Here is an 18,547-nt window from a genome sequence, read left to right on the forward strand (position 1 = left end):
GCCGCGGACATCGGGAGATGGATACTGGGTCGGTCGTCCTAGTGTGATTGCGAAAACTATTCCGGCACAACTATTCACAATTGCCTCCTGTCGATCAGCAACGGTCGCTTGACGATCGTTAACGAGCTCGATTGGAGGACGGTCACTAACAACCAAAAGTTGATGAAAGGCAATGGTGGTGGGATCGTTCACCGCGTGATGTCCACGGTCGACCAACGCGCCGGGGCACAGTCGCTCCATGACTCGCTTCAGGCGATCTACTGGACGGCCGACCTTGTTCAAGGAGACCTCACCGGTTATCACCACATCGTGTGGCCGGACATCGGTGGCCGACTTTTCGAACCGGCCATGCTCGACGGCAAGCCTCACTGGGCTCACCGAGCCGGAACTGACCCCCGAGTCTTTGCCGCCGGCCGGCTCAGCGCAGCTCTTCGCGCCGATTCCTGAGCGATCGTCTCGGTCCGATCGACGGCCGACTTCGCCCCTGGGTCGTCAGCCGACCGGAGCCTCTGTGACTGCAGTGTTCGATGCCTCGGTCACCGCGTCTACCGCCTCGGTAAACGGCGGGATGAAGAACCGCGCCCCGAGGACGCAGCAGGCGTGACCGCCGTCGACCTCGAAGCGCTGCGCGCCGGGGATGCCGTCGACCAGCAACTGTTGACGTTCGGGCTCGACCACCCGGTCGCGGGTGGAGACGACCACGGCGGTCGGGACGTCGACCTCGTGCAGCCAACCTCGGGAATCGAACTCCCCCAGCCCGTTTCCGAAGTCGCCGAGGTGTGCAAGCGGCGTCGAGAAGAACTGCCGGAGCGCCCAGATCGTGGTGTGGGCTGCCTTGTCGAGGTTCTTGTCGGACACCCGCGGCAGGACCCGGTACACCGGGCGCAGGATGCGTCCCATGCGTTCCGACGATGCGCGATGCCGGGGATCGTGGGTACTGAAGTACGGACCGGTCGAACACAGCACGAGGCCGGCCACCCGCTCGGGGTGTCGCCGCCACACCAGCTGAGCGATGCCCCCGCCCATCGAGAACCCGGCGACCGTGAACCGGTCGATGCCCAGGACATCGGCGAGGGCGACGACGTCGTCGGCGCAGTCACGCAGGTCGAACGTCTCGGACTCGATCCCGCGACCGTGCCAGCGCGCGTCCAGGGTGATGACGCGGTAGCGGTCGTTGATCGCCGGGATCGTCGGGTACCAGCAGAGCAACCCGGTCGTCAGCACCGAGTGCAAGAGGAAGACCGCCGGAGCGTCGCGCGGGCCCGAGTCGGTGACGAAGGCGCGTCCGCGCCCGGGGAGCTCGACCATCCGGCCTTCGGGGATATCCCGGGCCGGGTAAGGGGTGAACACGTGTCGGATGGCGCGCGCGGTGCCGTGCACGAACTCGGGGATCACGCACTCAACGGTACGTGAGATGCTGATCACATGATCGACATCGCCCGTCCGAAAATCGAGGGGTCGATCGCCGTTGCGGACGGCGGTCGTCGGATCGGATTCGCCGAGTACGGATCGGCCACCGGACGGGCCATCGTCTGGCTGCACGGGACACCCGGTGCGCGGCGCCAGATCCCCGTCGAGGCGCGCGCGTATGCATTGGAACGCAAGGTCCGGCTCATCGGCCTGGATCGGCCGGGCGTGGGGTCGTCGACCCCCCATCGATACGACAACGTCGCCGACTTCGCGCCCGACCTCGCCGAGGTCCTCGAGGCCCTGGGCATCGACGACTTCGCGATCATCGGACTCTCCGGCGGCGGACCCTACGCACTCGGGGTCGCGCACGCCATGCCCGACCGGGTGACGGCGGCCGGGATCCTCGGCGGCGTCGCGCCGACGGTCGGGCCCGACCGGATCGAGGGCGGCGCCATGCGACTCGGCACACTGCTGGCGCCACTCGTCAGCGTCGCCGGTGCCCCGATCGGCCAGGTACTCAGCGTCGCCCTCGGTTTCGCCCGGCCGATCGCCGAACCCGCGATCACCATCTACGGTCGGCTGTCCCCGCAGGCGGATCGAGAACTGTTGGCACGCCCCGAGTTCCGGGCCATGTTCCTCGACGACCTGCTCCACGGCGGCAGCCGCCGGATGGCCGCACCGTTCGCCGACGTCGTGGTGTTCGCACGGGACTGGGGCTTCCGCGTCGGCGACGTCACCGTGCCGGTGCGCTGGTGGCACGGCGACGACGACCACATCATCCCGTACGCCCATGGGGAACACATGGTGTCGCTGCTGCCCGACGCGAAGCTGTTCGAGATGCCCGGCGAAAGTCACCTCAGCACTTTGCACATGGCGACCGACATCATCGACGAACTCCTCGCACTGTGGGACCAGTCGCGGCCGCCGCTGGGCGAGTGATTTTTCCCCTGGTCGAGTAGGGGCGACCGACGTCATGCGCGGACCAGTGGCTTCGACGAGCAGAAAAGGTCAGCTGCGCAACCCCTGCTGGTCGAGCAGCGCCGACCGCGCGAAGCGAGGACGCCGCGCCCGTCGAGACCACTCCCCTGTGGTCGCCCAGTGGCTTCGACACGGCGCCTCGCTGCGCTCGGAGCCGGCTCAACCAGCAGAAAAAGCCACCTGCTCAACCAGCAGAAAAAGTCACCTGCACAACCCCCCGCTGGTCGAGCAGCGCCGACCGCGCGAAGCGCGGACGCCGCGCCCGTCGAGACCACCCGGCGACCCAAAAGCAGTGGCTTCGACACGGCGCCTCGCTGCGCTCGGAGCCGGCTCAACCAGCAGAAAAAGTCACCTGCGCAACCAGCAAAAAAAGTCACCTGCGCAACCAGCAAAAAAAGTCACCTGCGCAACCAGCAGAAAAAGTCACCTGCTCAACCAGCGGAATGGTCAGGCGGGGATCGGCGCCGTGGCCGACAGCCCGGCGGCGAGACCCAGCGCCAAGGCCATGATCGCCAGTTCGACGACCGCGGCACGGACGGAAGCCGTCTCACTGCTGCGGTGCCGCTGCACGGCCGGTAGCCAGCGTCGCCGGTGCCACGCGGCGAGGGCCACGAGAATCACGAGCACCACGGCCTTCGCGAGCAGGATGCGGCCGTAGCCGCTGCTCACGAGGTTGGCCGGGCCGTCGATCTCGACCAGCCCGGAGATCAGGCCGGTCACTGTGAGCACTCCGACCGCCCACGGCGCGCGGCCGGAGAAGACCGGCAGGCTGCGCGCCCAACCGGACCGGCCGCGCACCGAGATCAGCATCGCCGCGAGCAGACCGCACCACCAGGCCGCGGCCAGCGCGTGTGCACCGATGAGGAACGGACCCCACGAGTCGTTGCCGGCGTGCCCGGCGATCGAGGTGGCGAGCACCCCGATCGCCGCGAGCGCGCCGACCACGAGGACGGGGATCTCGACCCCGGTCAGCAGATCCAGGACCACCCACACCAGAACCAGCAGCCCGGCGACCAGCGCCACCATCTCTGGCGCGCCCGAGAACAGGACGTCACCGAAGTCGTCGGCCTTGACGTCGAGCACCTCGATGCCCGCCCGATCGGCTGTCCGGACCCAGGCGCCGACCAGCGTCGCCAGAACCCAGACCCCGGCCAGCAGGCCGATCACTCTGGTCGAGGGCTCGGCGTCGACCGTCGGCAGGGCGCCCAGTCCGAGCAATACCACTGACACACCCAGTGCGAGGGTCGTGGGCACGGCGACCAGGTCCGGACCGTCGGGACGGGCGAGCACGAAGCTCACCATCAGACCGCCGGCGAGGGTCACCACCAGGATGAACCCGTTGCGGACGGTCATCTGATGTCAGCTCCGTGTCGACGGTCGCCGGCTCACCCAGAACACGACGCCGAGTCCGACGATCAACACGACCGCGGCACCGGCGATGAACCACCACACGGGGATTCCCTCGTCCGACGACGCGTCGACGGCCTCGATCGCCGGGCCCGGCTCGCCGTTGCCGGCGACCGCGAGCTCGAAGGTGCGCTGTCCGCTGATGACGTGCCCATCGGCCGAGGTCACCCGGTAGTTGACGACGTACTCACCGGCCGGGCCGAGTTCGCGCACCCCGACACGCAGGTTGGGGCCATCGACCGTCGGGTCGCCGTTCTGCCAGTAGTGGTCGTCGGGCCCGACGACGTTGAGCACCGCATACGACGACTGGATCGGCTCGTTGAAGGTCAGCGTCACCGCCTGCGGACCGGTCTGAAGTGTCGCCCCCTCGGCGGGGTCGGAGGAGACCAGCCGCGAGTGCGCCGACGCCGGGGCTGCCGCCCACGATCCGACGAGCCCGAGACACAGCAGCGTCGCGAGGACCAGGACGACGCGTCGAACCGGCGCGCGACGGTCAGGCATCGCCGCCGCCACGGCCGTTTCGTCGCAGGGCTGTCAGCGCCGCGACGCCGATGACCGCGCCGAGAGTGCCGACCACCAGGCCGATGCCGCCGAGCCACCGGGCGGCGGAGTCCTCAGACGATGCCGACGACTCGGACGAGTCCGATGCCTGCGAGCTGTCGGTCGCCGGGGCGGAGTGCGAGCCGCCGTGATGGCCCTCGCCGGTGTCGGGCGCCAGCGTCAGGGTCGGGGCGGGTTTCTCCGGCTCGGAGCCGTCGGCGGGCGTCGGCTGGTTCCAGTCGGCCGTCTCACCGTCGGCATAGGTCTGCAACGCCGGCAGTTCGACGGTCTCCTGCTCGGGGAACGGACCGCCGGAGAAGCGGAACTGACCGAACTGGCCCACCGGCACGCCGGGCGAACCCGGGTCGGCGGTCCAGGTGATCTCGGTGACCTTGTCGTCCTTCTTGGTGACGACGGACTTCCAGCCGGGCATCACCTCGGGACGGGCCGAGGTCAGGCCGGGGAGCGTCACCCGCAGCGCGGTCGTCGCCGCGGCGTCGGACTCGTTGGGGACGACGAAGGTGACGACGCCGTACCCGCCCTGGGTGACCGTCGGGGCGTTGGCGGTGACGTGGGCCGACGCGGCACCCGCACCCGTGAAGGAGGCGAGACCGACGACGGCAGCGGCGGTTGCGGGCGCGATGAGGCGGCGGGCGATCGTGGCCCGCGGAGAACTGGATTTCATCAGGAGTGTCTTTCGATGTTTGTCTGGATCGGGCGCGTGGACGCACGCATCGACCCCAGATCTGGGCGATCGGGGGCCAGGCGCGTCAGAACGTGCCGGGCGGTCCGCGAACACCGGTGCCGCACAGCGCAGGTGCGGACAGAACACACGGTTGCGTCCAGAAGACCGGTGCAGTCGGACGCGCCGCGAGGGCGACCGGCGGCATCAGGGATCGGATCACCGTGCCGATCGACGACAGCAGATGCGCGCCAACGACGATCAGGACCGCACTGAGCGGGATCGCCACCAGGTGGGTGAGCAGCATCGGCAGCGTCGAGGTGCCGTGGGCGGCATGTCCCGCGTCGAGCGCGAGGGCCCAGTGACTGGCCGCCTGCGCGACGGAGAGCACCAGCGTGGTCGACGCCGCGGCGGTCAGCAGTCGTCCTCGGCGCGGCGCGAGCAGCATCGCCGCGATCGCACCGATCGCGGCGCTCAGCAGGATGCCCGACGAACTCGGGATCGCCCCGCTCGCCGCACCGTGCGCGGCGACCGCGACCGCGGGAACCACACCGGCCGCGGCGGCGCGCGAGAACGCGTCGGGCGATCGGACGGTGTGGGGCATGGGGCTCATCCTAGATCGGTGGACTGGGCCATCTCCGACCACGGTGTCGCCGGGCGGTGACAGAATCGTTCCCATGTCGGATGCAAGCCTCGGTGTGGAGGTTCGTGAACTCTCGTCCCCCGACGAGCTCGAAGACCTTCTGCGGATCTTCGACGACGTGTGGCGGCCCGACCCGACGAACCGGCCCGTGGGGACCGACATGCTGCGGGCGCTCACCCACGCCGGCAACTACGTCGCCGGCGCGTTCATCGGCGACCACCTCGCCGGTGGCAGCGTCGCGTTCTTCGGTGCGCCCGTCGGCGAGACCCTGCACAGCCACATCACCGGGGTCACCCGACGCGGCCGTGGCCACCAGGTCGGTTACGCGCTGAAGATGCACCAGCGCCGCTGGGCACTGGAGCGCGGACTGTCGACGATCACCTGGACCTTCGATCCGCTCGTCGCGCGCAACGCCTACTTCAACCTCGCCAAACTGGGTGCGACGCCGGTGCATTACTACGAGGATTTCTACGGCGAACTCGGCGACGAATTGGGCGGCGATGCCGACTCCGACCGGGTGCTCATGTCCTGGAATCTGCACGCCGCGGCCCCGTCCGCCTCCCCGGTGTCGGTGGACGACGTGCTCGCCGACGGCGCGGTGTCGATCATCGATGCCGACCAGCCATCCCGACCCGTCGCGCACCACGATCGCGTCACCCCCGACGCCGGCGTCGTCGTCGAAGTTCCGCGGGACGTCGAGTCGATGCGGGTCACCGCTCCACTCGACGCCGCCCGGTGGCGGATCGCGCTGCGGGATGCCCTGTCGCCGCTGCTCGTCGACGGAGACGCTCGCCGCGACGTGCGCTTCTTGCGTTCCGGACACTATGTGTTCGGTCCGGCCGGCTCGGGGGCCCGGTGACGGACGCAGATGTGGCTCCTGCCGAACTGGCACCGGCCGACTGGCACACCTTTCCCCACACCCTCGCCGACGTCCTCCCGGCGGCGTCGGTTTCACTCGGGGTCACCGATGCGGGCGCGGGTCCGACTGTGCCGCCGGGTGATTCGGTCGTGGTGCTGCTGATCGACGGACTCGGTGCGACGCTGCTGGACGAGTACGCCGACCACGCACCCACACTGCGCGAGCTCACCTCGACGACGCTGCGGGCAGGGTTCCCGGCCACCACCGCCACCAGCATCCTGAGCCTCACCGGCGGGACATCGTGCGGCGTGCACGGGATCATCGGGTACAGCTTCCGCCCGGGCGACGAATGCCGCACCCGCGGGTCCCGGCGCGTGCTCAACTCGCTCCGGTGGACTCTCGACAACGCGTCGGGTCCGTCCGCGCTGATGACCTATCCCCCGGCCCTCGTCCGAACCGAACGCGGCAGTCTGGAAGATATTGCCGCCGACGGCGTCCGAGTGACCTATGTGATGCCCGGCGAGTTCCGCGGAACCGGCCTGACGATGGCCGCGTTCCGCGCCGCGGGCCAGTTCCTGCCCGCCGTGACTCCCGACGGCATCCGCGAGGCCGTGCTGACCACCCTGCGCCGACGAAGCCGCCACCGACGATTCGTATACGCCTACTACAGCGAACTCGACATGGCCGGCCACATCCACGGGCCGGGATCACCGGAGTGGCTGGAGAAGTTGCGCGTCGTGGAGCGCCTTGTCGCCGACCTCGCCGCCGAACTGGGCGATGGGACAACCCTTCTCGTCACCGGCGACCACGGGATGATCACCGCCGACCGGGCGATCGACATCGACACCGCGCCCGCGCTGCTCGACGGCGTCGACGCCGTGGCCGGCGAAGCACGGGTCCGCCACGTCTACGCGACGCCGGGTTCGGCCGACGACGTCCTGGCCGGCTGGTCGTCGTACCTGGGCGACGCCGCGCACGTGGTGTCCCGAGAGCAGACCATCGACGAAGAATGGTTCGGCCCGGTGGTGAGTGATGCGGTCGCACAACGCATCGGTGACGTCGTCGCGGTGGCCCGCGGCGCCACCACCCTCACCCGCAGCACCCGCGAGACGATGGAGTCGATGATGCTCGGCCATCACGGCGCCTGGACCGCTGCCGAACAACTCGTGCCCCTGATCGTGGCGTCGGGGTAGCGCGGGTTTGGTCGAAGTCACTGGCTGGGATCGCGGGGCCGGTCGCCAAGTGGCCTCGACGGGCGCGGCGTCCTCGCTTCGCTCGGTCGACGCTGCTCGACCAGCAGGGGGGGTCGACGCTGCTCGACCAGCAGGGGGGTCGCTCGACCAGCAGAGGGGTCACAGGGTCGATGTCCCGCTGGTTGAGCCGGCACCGAGCGCAGCGAGGAGCCGTGTCGAAGCCACTCTCTCGGCTCAGGGAGCAGCGGGGTCGTCGTCGGTGACGAGGTCGAGGCGCACGCCCAAGAGTCGAACCGGGCGGTCGATGTCGAATCTGGCGAGCAGGTCGGCGACCACCGACTCGAGTTCTGCGAAGTCGAGGCTCGGGGCGGGAAGCCTCCGGGACTTGGTGCGGGTGTAGAAGGTCGTGGTGCGGACGGTGACCGCGACCCGGAACGGCAGTCGCTCCTCGCCGACGACCTTATCGAGCAACTCACGAAGGAGTTCGCCGGCAGCAGCCCGCATCTCGGTCGCGTCGCTAAGGTCGGTCGCGAACGTCCGGGACTTGGAATGCGAACGGGCCAGCCAGGGTTCGGCGGTGATCGCCGAGTCACCGCCGCCGCGGCACAGCACGTACAGCCAATTGCCCTGGTGCGGACCGAACATGGCGATCAGATCGTCGCGAGGGGTGGCGATCAGCTCGGTCACCGTGGTGACGCCGGCGGCGGTCAGCTTCGACGCCGTCTTCGGCCCGACGCTCCACAGATCGCGAGTCGGCCTGTCCCCCATCAAATCCAGCCAGTTGCGATCGTCGAGCAGGAACACCCGCGGGGCGTCGGCGCCGTTCGCCCCGGCGCCCGGCGGCCGTTTGGCGAACCCGGTGGCCATCTTCGCCCGCTGCTTGTTGTCACTGATCCCGACGCAACTCCTGAGTCCGCACCGGTCCAGGATCTCCGACCGGATCCGTTCGGCGAGGTCGACGATGGCCTCGTCGTCGAACGGATCGACCTCCGCGCCGCGGGCGTCGACCCCGAGGTAGGCCTCGTCCCAGCCCCAGACCTCGACGGGGTGGCCGGTGGCGCGCAGGACGTCCATGACGTCGGCGGACGCGGCATCGTAGGCACTCATGTCGAGCGGCAGATACACCGCGTCGGGCATCTTGCGGTGTGCTGCCCGCAACGGCATACCCGCACGCACACCCACGTCACGCGCCTCATACGACGCGCAGGTGACCACCTTGCGGGCCTCGGTCGGATCGCCGTTGCCGCCGACGATCACCGGCACCCCGACGAGTTCGGGAGCCCGCAACCTCTCGACCGCCACCTGGAACTGGTCGAGATCGACGTGCAGCAGCCACCGATAGCGCTGTGGAACCGAAGTGGTCACGACGCCCAGGGTAACCGCCGGTTGTCATGTCACCGGTCAGTCGGCGATACAGACCTCGACCTCACCGAGGCCCGCCGCTCGGCACGACGTGCGCAACGAGTGCGGGTTGTAGCGCAGCACGGAGAGCCGCCGGTCGGATCCGTGACCGGCCTCGGCGAAGACCGCACTCGCGGCGGCGATGTGATCGGCGAGTTCCGCCCGCACGGCAGCATCGGACGTCGACACGGCGTTGGTCAGCACCTTCTCCAGCAGGGCTCGGTCCCGATGCAGCGGCGGCGGCATGAGATTGAGTGCCGGAGAAGCGGTCCCGCAGTTCGTCGGGTCGGTCAACGCGTGGGCCGCAGAGACCAGAAGAGCCACCGCTACCAGAGGCGGCCGCCGGTCAGCGGGACCTTCCACGATGCCGACGGCGGAATCCGCGTCGGCGTCGGGTCCGGCGAGCCCAAGGACAGCGAGCGCCTCATCGCGCGGAGATGAAACCCGCTCGGCGTCAACGGCTTCGTCGTGCATCAGCCGAAGCCGCGTCACGATCGCCCGGTGGCGTCGTATGGCGGCGGCGACCTCCCCCAGGAGATCGGCGGTCACCCCGAACTCCGCGGGGTTCTCGGCGAGCACCGCGTACCCGGACAGGACGATCGACTCCTCGATACCGATCGCCTCGACGATCGCCGACGACGTGAGAAACGTGCGTGCACCACGTCTAGATGCACGCACAGACAATGCGCTGGTCAACTGAACCCCTCCACATAGATCATGAACAGTGACGATCACGAACAGTGACATTCATGAACACCGACGAGGGCCACGATGTGATGCCCCTCGAGTCGACCCCCTACGCCCCGGCACCCCCCGCGCGATGCCGGCCACCCTGACGCACCGTGAGAATACGCGGAGTCGGGGTAGTTTGTGAGTCGAATGACTGAAACACGGGTGTCGCCGCGCGCATAGGGACCAAAGGCCCTGTCCCGGCGCTCGCCCGCCCGCGACCATGTAAGGGGCGAACGGCACAGGAGGGTGCACATGCTGCGATTCCTCGCCCGCGAACTCCACAGCTGGCGTGTCATGCACGCATCGTCGAACGGTCTGGTCCGCCGCGGTGACCGTCTGGAGACCGCAACGCTGGTGATGCTGTGGCTGGCCGCCGTCGCGGGAATGATGATCGCCCTGACCATCGGGGGCGACACCTATGCGGCGCACAAGGCTGCCGCGGAACATCAAGAACCCCGACATTCGGTGAGCGCGACGATCATTCGTACGCCCGGCCAGGGCAGCGCCCAGAGCGGCGGCGGGGCGGACGCGGACCTCACCACCGTGGCGTGGCAGGACCCGAACGGTCACCGGCTCACTGCCGCCGTCGCCGCCGAGCCGCTCGACTCGGTCGGTCGGGTCCGGGTCGTCTGGCTCGACGACTCCGGCTCGGTGGTGGACCCACCCGTCACCACCACGGACGCCGTGATGGAGGGCCTGATCGCCGGGGCCGCGGTGGGGATGCTCGTCGTGCTCGGCTGGTGGGGCTCGACCGTGCTCGTCCGGATGGTCGCCGATCAGCACCGGTCACGACGCTGGGATGCCGAGTGGCGGCAGTTCGACATCGACAGCCACCCCTGAACCGCGACGGCGCCGGGAGCGGAGCGAACGGGCCGAAAGAACCCCGCCTCAGCCGCTGACGACCGCCCAGATGACGAACGCCACCCAGGCCACGGCACCGAGGACGTTGACGACCAGCGCCGTCGTCGTGAGGGCATCGCGTCGTCCGCCGGCACGCGTGATCCCCACGACCGTGAGTACGAGCCCGACGATCGTGCCCAGACACAGCGGGAAGCCCAGGATGCCCACGATCAATCCGGCCAGACCGAACCCGTTCACCTTCCCCGGTTGCTCTGGAACGGGTTGCGCGAGCACGGGTTGCGCAGGAACGGGTTGCGCGGGAACGGGTTGGGGGACGACGCGGTGCGGAGCCGACGGCACGGGACCGGAGTGGCCCCGCACCGGCGAGGTCCCAGCCGGTGTGCGGTGCAACCGCGGCCACTGGTCGGGCCGCAGACCGACCGGCCCGACGGCCGCGAAGACCGCCCCCGGCTGAACGGCCACGCCCGGCCGGAGGTCGAGACCGTGCAGAGTGCCCGCGACCGGCGCGTCGATCGTCACCCGGCCGGCCGGAGAGTCCGCGGTGGCCAGCGGCTCGCCTGCGCGCACGACCTGCCCGTCACGCACGGAGACACCCGCGATCACCGAGCCGGCCGGCAGCTGCGGGAAGGCGATACGGCGAGCCGACACCTCCGCGCCGACCTTCTGTGTGTCGACGCCCGGGACGACATTGGTCGACCGGAGGAGCCCGCCCTGCGCGACGACGACCTTGGGGTCGCCGATCCGGGCGACGCGACCCACCGCCGACAACGCGGACTGCAGCATCGGAATGCTGCTGGTCCCGCCCGTGACGTAGACGATGACGGGTCCGCCCGGCCCCGTGCCGGCGGCGTCGGCGCGGGCGATCGCATCCCGGGTCAGCTCGACGGCCCGTTCCACGAACGGCCCGATCATCGACTCGAACTCGCGCCGGGTCAGCAGCAACGTGTGCCGGGTGCCGGGGAGTTCGATGACGGCCTGGGCGGTGTCGGACAGTGCTTCCTTCGCCGTCCGCACCCGATCGGCCAGGGCGATCGCGGCCGCCGGGGCGCGGAGTCGGCCCGGGAGGTCGGGATCGAGTTCGGCGGCCTCGTCGTGCACCCAGCGGATCATCCGGGCGTCGAGGTCACGGCCGCCGAGATGGTTGTCGCCACCCGAGCCGGTGACGGTGAACCCGTCGACACCGTCGCGGACGAGGAGCGCCACGTCGCACGTGCCGGCGCCGAAGTCGAAGACGCACATCCGTTCGGCACCGCTGACGTCGTACCCGCGGTAGACGTAATACCAAGCGGCAGCCAGTGATTCGGACGCTATTCGCAGCGTCTCGGCAGCGATTCCGGCCCGGCCGGCCGCGCGTCGGAGGACGTCCTTGCGCCGCTCGCTCCAGCGATCGGGATGGGTCAGGACGATCGAGTCGAAGGCAGGCAGTCCGCTGTGGCGCAACGCGATCTGATGCACATGTCGCAGGACGGCGCCGATCAGATCCTCGACCGGCCAGAAGCGGTCACCGAGCTCGATCTCACCATCGTCGATACGCGACTTCGGGGTGTCCTCGAAGGCGTCGGGGGCCTGCAGCCGCCGCAGCACCGCCTCGTGACCGACGACGACGGACCCGTCCCCCGCGAACACCGCCGACGGCATCGCGGGTCCGCCCTGTCCGAGCGGCACGATGACCGGCTCGCCCAGCCCGACCCGGTACGCAGCCGCAGTGTTGCTGGTGCCGAAGTCGATACACAGTCGCCGCCTGCTCTCCTGCGCCACGTGGTCACCTCCTCAGGTGCAAATCGTTGCACACGACACCGGCATTCATCCGGTGGGCGCTCGAAGAACGCGGGCGATCGCCTTGCGCACGTTGTCCACGGCGACGATCTGATTACGCAGATCCGCGGCCGTCTTCTCGCGCTCGGCCGCCGATCTCTTGGACTCCGCCGCGGCGTCGTTGAGGATCTTCGTCGACTCGGCCAGGAGCCGCTCGAGCAGTTCGTCGTAGGCGATCTGCAGATCACCGCTCGCCTGCGCCTTGATCGACTGCAGCTGGGACCGGACGTCGGCCTTCATGTCGTTGACCGCTTTCGTCAACCACTTGCGGTGGTTCTCCTTACCCACCTTCGACGCGCGGAACCCCACCACCACACCCGCCCACACCGGTACCGCGACAACATTGACCACCGGGATGATCGCCAGCGGGCCGCCCGCGGCGACGATGGACAGCAGGATCGGGTCGACCATGTTCTTCCAGGGCGAGATCTTCTCCTGCTCACGGAGCCTGAGTTCGCCGGCTCCGCCGGCGATCTGCCCGACGAGCTCCTCGGAGATGGCGGCGTCGGCGAACAGCGCGTCGGCGATCCGCTCGATGCCGGCGACGAACGAGGCGCTCACCTCACGAGCGGCGGCCTCGAGATCGACGGTCATCTGCGCGATCAGCTCCTGACCCGCCCGGTGCGGTTCGTAGAAGCGCAGCTTGTCGATCCGCGTGGACCACTGGCCGAGCAGCGTGTCGAAGCGATCGCGCATGAGGTCGTCGGTCCGCAGCGAAGCCGCGGTGATGTCCTGTGTGAGGCGCGCCCGCCACTCCCGACGGCGATCCTTGAGACGTTGGAGTCGGTCGCGCTCGGCTTCGATCTCAGAACGCTCGGCGGGGGTCGCGGTCGCGGCCTTCATCTCCAGGACGAGACGCGTGCGGACGTCGTCGAGGCCGGCGAAGGTCAGCTGCAGCGCGTTGCGCACCGGGGACGTGGCCCCGTCGCGGACCAGCGGTGTCAGGGCGTCGACGAGTTCGGGGACGCCGGAGGCCGCGAGGGCCCGTTCGCGTCGGTCGGGGTCGGTGATCGCCGCGGCCTGGGCGGCGATGCGGTTGGAGACGCCGATGATCGGGATGTGGGCGAAGCGGGGGGCGTTGGCGCCGATCAACTTTCGGTTCTCGGCCACGATCGTCCGCCACTGGCGCATGACGAGGTCGGTCTTGGTGACCACCAGCACCACGGATGCGACCTCTTCGCTGACGCTGCGCAGGAAGTCGAGTTCGGGTGCGCTCAGCGGTGCGGTCGCGTCGCACACCATGACCAGAACGGACGCTCCGCGAGCCGCGCTGACGGCAGCCTCGACGTGTTCGGGGACCAGCGACCCGACACCGGGTGTGTCGACGACGGTGACCCCGGGCAGCACCACGGCGTCGACACCCACGCGTGCCGAGACCGGTGGCACGAGAACCGAATCGATCGGTGTACCGGGCGCGAGACGTTCCGCGGGGACGCCGGCCGCGTGGCGTCCGCCGACGGTCACCCACTCGGCGAGCTCGGCGGCCGGGATCCGGTGGGCGGCACCGGGAAACTCCACGAGCGCGGTCCCGGCGGGGACGTCGTCGGTGGCGGGCGTGAACCGGACGTAGACCGAGGTGGTGATCTCGGCGTCGACCGGCGCGAGGTCGCCGACCCCGAGGAGGGTGTTGACCAGCGAGCTCTTGCCCCGGCTGACCTCACCGATGACCACCACGGTGCCCTGCGGCGCCGGCCGGTCGCGGACCCGCAGCGCCCGGTCGGCGATCGCGTCCTCACCGTGCTTGCGCAACGCGTCGATCGCGGTGCGCAAGACCGCCTCCGGCGTCGGCGTCGTGGTCTTCGCCGGCCCCTTCGCCAATCCCTTGGCCGGCCCGGGTTCGCTGGTGGTCACAGCCTGCTCCTCGTTCACCATCGGTCAGTTGACCCAGAGTCCGCGCCGGACGAGTTGATAGGTCTGCTCGAGTACCAGCAGCGCCTCGCGTTCCGCCGACGTCGCAGCGAACGCGCGCCTCGACCGGCAGTCGGTGGCCCGCGCTCGCGCGGCGTCGGCGATCTGCGGTGGTCCGGCGGTCGGCGGCAGCGACAACAGCACCCGCACATCACGACTCGCGACCACGACATTGAGCTCCCCGACCAGGTCGCTGTCGGGTTGCCACCGCGCGAGGGCCTCGAGTGCGGACACCTCGCGCAACCGGTGCAGGGCCGGTGACGTCTCGGCCTCGTCGATGGCCTCCAGGAAGACGTCGCGGCGCGGGCTGCGGTAAGCGGTCTCGCGCAGCGCCGCCAGGACGGTGCGGGCCTTGAGGATGTCGCCGACGGCGAGGAATCGACGTCCGATCGCCAGCCGCAACTCGTCGATGCCCGAAACCCGGTGCAGCCATTCGCAGTACGCTCGCGCACCCTGCTGTGCGATCTCACCCCCGGCATCCATCGCATAGGTCCCCACGAGCTGCTCGAGCCGGCCCAGTTCATCGACGTCGATGCCCGGCGGAGCGGGCATCCCGCCGTCGAGGATGGTCAGCAACTCCCACGACTCGAGCTGCCCGCGCCGCGAGATCTGCGCGGTCTCACGTTCGGTGACCCCGCAGACCCCGGCCTCGGCCATCAGTCCGGACACCGCGACCACCGCGCCCGCGATCGCCGGGAACCGTCGCCACACCCGGCGCGCGATCTCCTGGGCCTTGAGCATCGGATTGTCGGCGGCGATGAGGTCGGCCTGCGAGATCACCAGGATCGTGTTCTGCGCCGACGCACCGGCCTCGGCGAGAAACGCGACCTCGTCGGCTTTCGGGCCCGCGGCGTCGTCGAGCAGGAAGAGGATGACGTCCGGTCGGGCCAGCCTCCCCTGTCGGCCGAACACCCGACGGGTGGCGATCTCGGCGGTGTCGGTGAATCCGGAGAGGCCGGGGGTGTCGACAACCCGGAAGCGCTCACGCAGCAACCGGGACGGGGTGTGGACGATCGCGTGGTCGATCTCCTCGGGTGGCCGGCCGAGGTCGCCGCGCATGGGGCCGGGGAGTTCGGTGACCGTACCGTCGAGGCCGATCACCTCGACCCGCTGCGGGTTGCCCTCGGTGTACAGCGCGGCGACGCGGGTGCACTCGGCGCGGTCGGTCGGGGCGACGCGGTCGCCCACGAGGGCGTTGAGCAGCGTCGACTTGCCCGAACTGACGCGTCCGACGAGCGCAACGGTCAACGGCTCGGCCAGTTGGGCGCGCAAGGCGGACAGGCCCGCGGTGTCCGGCGACAGCGGGCCGACCTCGTCGAGCAACTGCTCCACGCGACCACGCACGGTCATGCGCTGCTCCACGGAATCCGACCTCCCGAGACCTTCGTCGACCGATGGGAACATTCCGGGCTCGGCGACACTCCTAGGGACATGCCGAGAATGTCCCTCGGGGTCGGCGTGCCGACCCCTCGACCGGATGACAGTATCCGTGTCGGGCGCCGCGCGTCGACGAATCCATCGGTACCGATATCGGATGACCGACACACCAGCAGAGGCGGAAGAGCATGACCGACAATCTGGATGAGAACGACTTCGAGGCGTGGCTACGTGCCGGCGACCCGCCCGACGAGCTGAGCGTGCCCGAGGCCGCGTGGGACGCCGCCGTCGAGACCGCGTTCGATCCGTCATACGAACTCACCACCGACCTGACCGCGGCGCCCGGGCCGGATCCGCTGGACTCCGACGGCGACTCCGAATCCGACCCCGACGTCGGCGGCTTCGAAGACCCGCCGGCGGACGACGTGACCGGGGATCACCTGGCATCCGGCCTCGACGAGGACGACGATGTCTTCAGCGGTTCCGAGCATTCTGCGGACGACTCCTTCGACGACGGAGCGCTCGATGACGACTTCTGAGATCGCCCGCATCGAAAACCGCGATGCGCTGCCGTGCCCGGGAGGCGGTCCTACGATGAGCGGGTGCAGTCGTTGATCGACGAATCCTCCTCCGGCGCAGACCTGCTCGAGCGCGCCCGTGCCGGTGACCAGGCGGCCTTCACCACACTCGCCGAACAGCACCGAGACCGATTGTGGGCCATCTGCTTACGCATCACCGGCAACCAGCACGACGCCGAGGACGCGATGCAGGACGCGCTCGTCGCCGCATGGCGCGCGATCGGCAACTTCCGGGGTGACGCGCAACTGTCGACCTGGCTGTACCGGATCGGGTCCAACGCCGCGCTCGCCCGCATCCGGAAGCGCACGGACGCCGACGACATCGCCGATCACGACCCGATGAGCCATCTGGACGTCGCGGCGCAGGTTGTGGTGTCCGACCGCATCGCCGACGCGTTGTCGCAGGTGCCGGACGCCTACCGGGCGACCTTCGTGCTGCGCGTCTACGGCGAGTTGAGCTACTCGGAGATCGCCGAGGCGCAGGGCATCGGTCTGCAGACGGTACGTAGTCGCATCTCGCGCGCGCGGTCCATCTTGTCCGAATTGCTTGCGGACCTTCGATAGTCGGGGTTGCGGCCCTGGTCGTCGCCCAGGTGAATGACCTCACCGCGACTTCGGAACGGACGGGAACAAACCCCGGCACGCTCGACTCCAAGCAACCAGAACCGCACACGCCGGCCCCGGCACCCACTCCCGAAAGGACCCCCACCATGAGCACCGAGATCCCCGCCGACGCCGTTCTCATCGACACCGACGGCGACGGAGCCGTCGACGCCGCACTCACCGATGTCGACGGTGACGGCACCACCGACGCCATCCTCGACACCGACGGCGACGGCCAGGCCGACTCCATCGCCTACGACACCGACGCCGACGGCGAGATCGACGTCATCGAAGCCGACACCGACGCCGACGGTCTCACCGACATCGCGGTGGCCGACACCGACGGTGACGGCACCTTCGACACCGCCGTCGACGACGAGGGCAACGTCGAGGTCGGCGACTTCGGCAGCATCGACGGCGGCGACGCCGTCTGACCCCACCCCCCCCCCCCGATCCATAGCCCGAAGCCGCGGTACACGCGGCTTCGGGCTATAAAACGGTGTGGGAACGATCGGTGGAATCGAATTCGCGGTACCGGTCTGGGCGACCGCCACCGCGCTGGTCCTGGTGCTGGTGGTCTCGTGGATGTTCGGCGTCGTCGCGCGATGGTTGCTGCGTAGGCGCGCTCGGCTCGACGCGACCACGGCGATGGTCCTGTCGATCCTCGGCACCGCGCTCGGTCTCTACATCGCCGGCCTCGTCGACAAACATCTCCGGGTGTGGAGCGTGACAACGGTCGTGCTGGGACTGATCAGCTCGGTCGTCGCGGTGGGGGCCTATGGTCTACTCGCCGCACGGTTACAGCGGCAATCCAATGCCACAGTCGCCCAACTGCTCTCCGACGGCGAGTCCGATCGGCTCGAGTTCAAGTCCACCGCCCGGGTGAACCTGCGGAGCGGCGAGAAGGACCCGCGGATGGAGCAGGTGATCGTCAAGACGGTCTCGGCGTTCCTCAACTCCGACGGCGGGACCCTGCTCATCGGTGTCGCCGACGACGGCACACCCCTCGGGCTCGACCCCGACTTCGCGACGTTGAAGGTGCCCGACGCCGACCGCTTCGAGCTCTGGCTGCGCGATCTCCTGACCACCACGCTCGGGCAGAACACGGCGGCGGCCGTCGGGATCACCGTCGAATCGGTCGGCCGGCCCGGGGAGTCGGGAACGGTCCCGGTGTGCCGCGTGACGTGTTCGCCGTCGCCGCGGCCGGTCTATCTGCGGGCCGGCAAGAACAATCCGCCCGAGTTCTGGGTTCGCGCAGGCAACTCCACCCGCCAGCTCACCGTCGATGCCGCCGCCGACTACGTCATGCACCGCTGGCCCCTCGGCGCCGGGCGCGCGATCGCCGCCCAGATCCGCGCTGCCATCCGGTTCTCGGCGGGGTGAGTCAAAGTCTCATCCCCATGAGCGACCTCGAAGGGCACATTGCCCTCCCACGCCACTCACGGGGACGACACTTTCCACACCCGGCCCGATGAAGCCGAGGAACCGGTCCGCCCGCGTCCACACAGGCATGACCGCCGTCGCGCCTGGCCACGCCCAAAGCTGACACGACTACCGCCT

19 protein-coding genes are annotated in these 18,547 nt (G+C 69.5%); 9 read left to right on the plus strand and 10 right to left on the minus strand.

Annotated elements, in window-relative coordinates; all coding sequences use genetic code 11:
- Nucleotides 1-108 precede the first annotated feature (108 nt).
- Complete coding sequence (locus ABIC25_RS06135) at nt 109-447, plus strand: hypothetical protein (protein ID WP_354560471.1); 339 nt, start codon at nt 109-111, stop codon at nt 445-447.
- A gap of 45 nt (nt 448-492) precedes the next feature.
- On the opposite strand, the gene ABIC25_RS06140 is transcribed toward ABIC25_RS06135, so the two are convergent.
- Nucleotides 493-1,395, minus strand: coding sequence for an alpha/beta fold hydrolase (locus ABIC25_RS06140; RefSeq protein ID WP_354560473.1), 903 nt, complete (start codon nt 1,393-1,395; stop codon nt 493-495).
- A 30-nt stretch (nt 1,396-1,425) separates the two neighbouring features.
- On the opposite strand from ABIC25_RS06140, the gene ABIC25_RS06145 reads away from it, so the two are divergent.
- The gene (locus ABIC25_RS06145; RefSeq protein WP_004023404.1) at nt 1,426-2,349 is read left to right on the plus strand and encodes an alpha/beta fold hydrolase; all 924 of its coding nucleotides are present in this window, start codon (nt 1,426-1,428) and stop codon (nt 2,347-2,349) included.
- Between the two features lie 486 nt (nt 2,350-2,835).
- Here ABIC25_RS06145 and ABIC25_RS06150 read toward each other — a convergent pair whose 3' ends face one another.
- The 4 genes from ABIC25_RS06150 to ABIC25_RS06165 all read right to left on the minus strand — a co-directional run bounded on the left by ABIC25_RS06150 (nt 2,836) and on the right by ABIC25_RS06165 (nt 5,621).
- On the minus strand, nt 2,836-3,741 hold the full coding sequence (locus ABIC25_RS06150) for a CopD family protein (RefSeq protein WP_354560474.1): 906 nt from the start codon (nt 3,739-3,741) through the stop codon (nt 2,836-2,838).
- 6 nt (nt 3,742-3,747) lie between these two features.
- Nucleotides 3,748-4,296 carry a copper resistance CopC family protein gene (locus tag ABIC25_RS06155; RefSeq protein ID WP_239399827.1) on the minus strand — a complete coding sequence of 183 codons (549 nt, stop codon included), beginning with the start codon at nt 4,294-4,296 and terminating at the stop codon, nt 3,748-3,750.
- Nucleotides 4,289-5,020 (minus strand): YcnI family copper-binding membrane protein, encoded by a 732-nt coding sequence (locus ABIC25_RS06160; RefSeq protein ID WP_239399829.1) that lies wholly within the window; start codon nt 5,018-5,020, stop codon nt 4,289-4,291. Before ABIC25_RS06160 ends, ABIC25_RS06155 begins: the two co-directional genes overlap by 8 nt.
- Before the next feature lie 85 nt (nt 5,021-5,105).
- On the minus strand, nt 5,106-5,621 hold the full coding sequence (locus ABIC25_RS06165; RefSeq protein WP_248644807.1) for a YtxH domain-containing protein: 516 nt from the start codon (nt 5,619-5,621) through the stop codon (nt 5,106-5,108).
- 73 nt (nt 5,622-5,694) lie between these two features.
- Between ABIC25_RS06165 and ABIC25_RS06170 the strand changes: the two genes are divergently transcribed.
- A complete protein-coding gene (locus ABIC25_RS06170) occupies nt 5,695-6,519 on the plus strand; it encodes a GNAT family N-acetyltransferase (RefSeq protein ID WP_354560475.1) in 825 nt (274 codons plus the stop codon).
- Entirely contained in the window at nt 6,516-7,712 is a 1,197-nt protein-coding gene (locus tag ABIC25_RS06175; protein WP_354560476.1) for an alkaline phosphatase family protein, read from the plus strand. The genes ABIC25_RS06170 and ABIC25_RS06175 overlap by 4 nt, the downstream gene beginning before the upstream one ends.
- 234 nt (nt 7,713-7,946) lie before the next feature.
- On the opposite strand, the gene ABIC25_RS06180 is transcribed toward ABIC25_RS06175, so the two are convergent.
- Complete coding sequence (locus tag ABIC25_RS06180; protein WP_354560478.1) at nt 7,947-9,077, minus strand: DNA polymerase IV; 1,131 nt, start codon at nt 9,075-9,077, stop codon at nt 7,947-7,949.
- Between the two features lie 36 nt (nt 9,078-9,113).
- Complete coding sequence (locus ABIC25_RS06185) at nt 9,114-9,791, minus strand: hypothetical protein (protein WP_354560828.1); 678 nt, start codon at nt 9,789-9,791, stop codon at nt 9,114-9,116.
- A gap of 306 nt (nt 9,792-10,097) precedes the next feature.
- Between ABIC25_RS06185 and ABIC25_RS06190 the strand changes: the two genes are divergently transcribed.
- Nucleotides 10,098-10,685 (plus strand): Rv1733c family protein, encoded by a 588-nt coding sequence (locus ABIC25_RS06190; RefSeq protein ID WP_239399841.1) that lies wholly within the window; start codon nt 10,098-10,100, stop codon nt 10,683-10,685.
- Between the two features lie 48 nt (nt 10,686-10,733).
- Here ABIC25_RS06190 and ABIC25_RS06195 read toward each other — a convergent pair whose 3' ends face one another.
- From ABIC25_RS06195 to ABIC25_RS06205, 3 genes are read right to left on the minus strand one after another with little or no spacing between them, the layout of a single operon-like run.
- A complete protein-coding gene (locus ABIC25_RS06195) occupies nt 10,734-12,464 on the minus strand; it encodes an Hsp70 family protein (RefSeq protein ID WP_354560480.1) in 1,731 nt (576 codons plus the stop codon).
- Nucleotides 12,465-12,509: 45 nt separating this feature from the next.
- Nucleotides 12,510-14,393, minus strand: coding sequence for a dynamin family protein (locus tag ABIC25_RS06200; RefSeq protein ID WP_354560481.1), 1,884 nt, complete (start codon nt 14,391-14,393; stop codon nt 12,510-12,512).
- 3 nt (nt 14,394-14,396) lie between these two features.
- Nucleotides 14,397-15,779 carry a dynamin family protein gene (locus tag ABIC25_RS06205; protein WP_354560483.1) on the minus strand — a complete coding sequence of 461 codons (1,383 nt, stop codon included), beginning with the start codon at nt 15,777-15,779 and terminating at the stop codon, nt 14,397-14,399.
- Nucleotides 15,780-15,994: 215 nt separating this feature from the next.
- On the opposite strand from ABIC25_RS06205, the gene ABIC25_RS06210 reads away from it, so the two are divergent.
- The 4 genes from ABIC25_RS06210 (at nt 15,995) to ABIC25_RS06225 (ending at nt 18,370) form a co-directional block, all read left to right on the plus strand.
- Nucleotides 15,995-16,345 carry a hypothetical protein gene (locus tag ABIC25_RS06210; RefSeq protein ID WP_354560485.1) on the plus strand — a complete coding sequence of 117 codons (351 nt, stop codon included), beginning with the start codon at nt 15,995-15,997 and terminating at the stop codon, nt 16,343-16,345.
- Between the two features lie 63 nt (nt 16,346-16,408).
- Nucleotides 16,409-16,948 (plus strand): RNA polymerase sigma factor, encoded by a 540-nt coding sequence (locus ABIC25_RS06215; protein ID WP_354560486.1) that lies wholly within the window; start codon nt 16,409-16,411, stop codon nt 16,946-16,948.
- Between the two features lie 146 nt (nt 16,949-17,094).
- Complete coding sequence (locus ABIC25_RS06220) at nt 17,095-17,421, plus strand: hypothetical protein (RefSeq protein ID WP_004021206.1); 327 nt, start codon at nt 17,095-17,097, stop codon at nt 17,419-17,421.
- Between the two features lie 67 nt (nt 17,422-17,488).
- Nucleotides 17,489-18,370 (plus strand): AlbA family DNA-binding domain-containing protein, encoded by an 882-nt coding sequence (locus tag ABIC25_RS06225; protein WP_354560488.1) that lies wholly within the window; start codon nt 17,489-17,491, stop codon nt 18,368-18,370.
- Nucleotides 18,371-18,547: the final 177 nt, after the last annotated feature.

The organism is Gordonia sp. PvP123 (assembly GCF_040547295.1).
GTDB classification, from domain to species: domain Bacteria; phylum Actinomycetota; class Actinomycetes; order Mycobacteriales; family Mycobacteriaceae; genus Gordonia; species Gordonia terrae.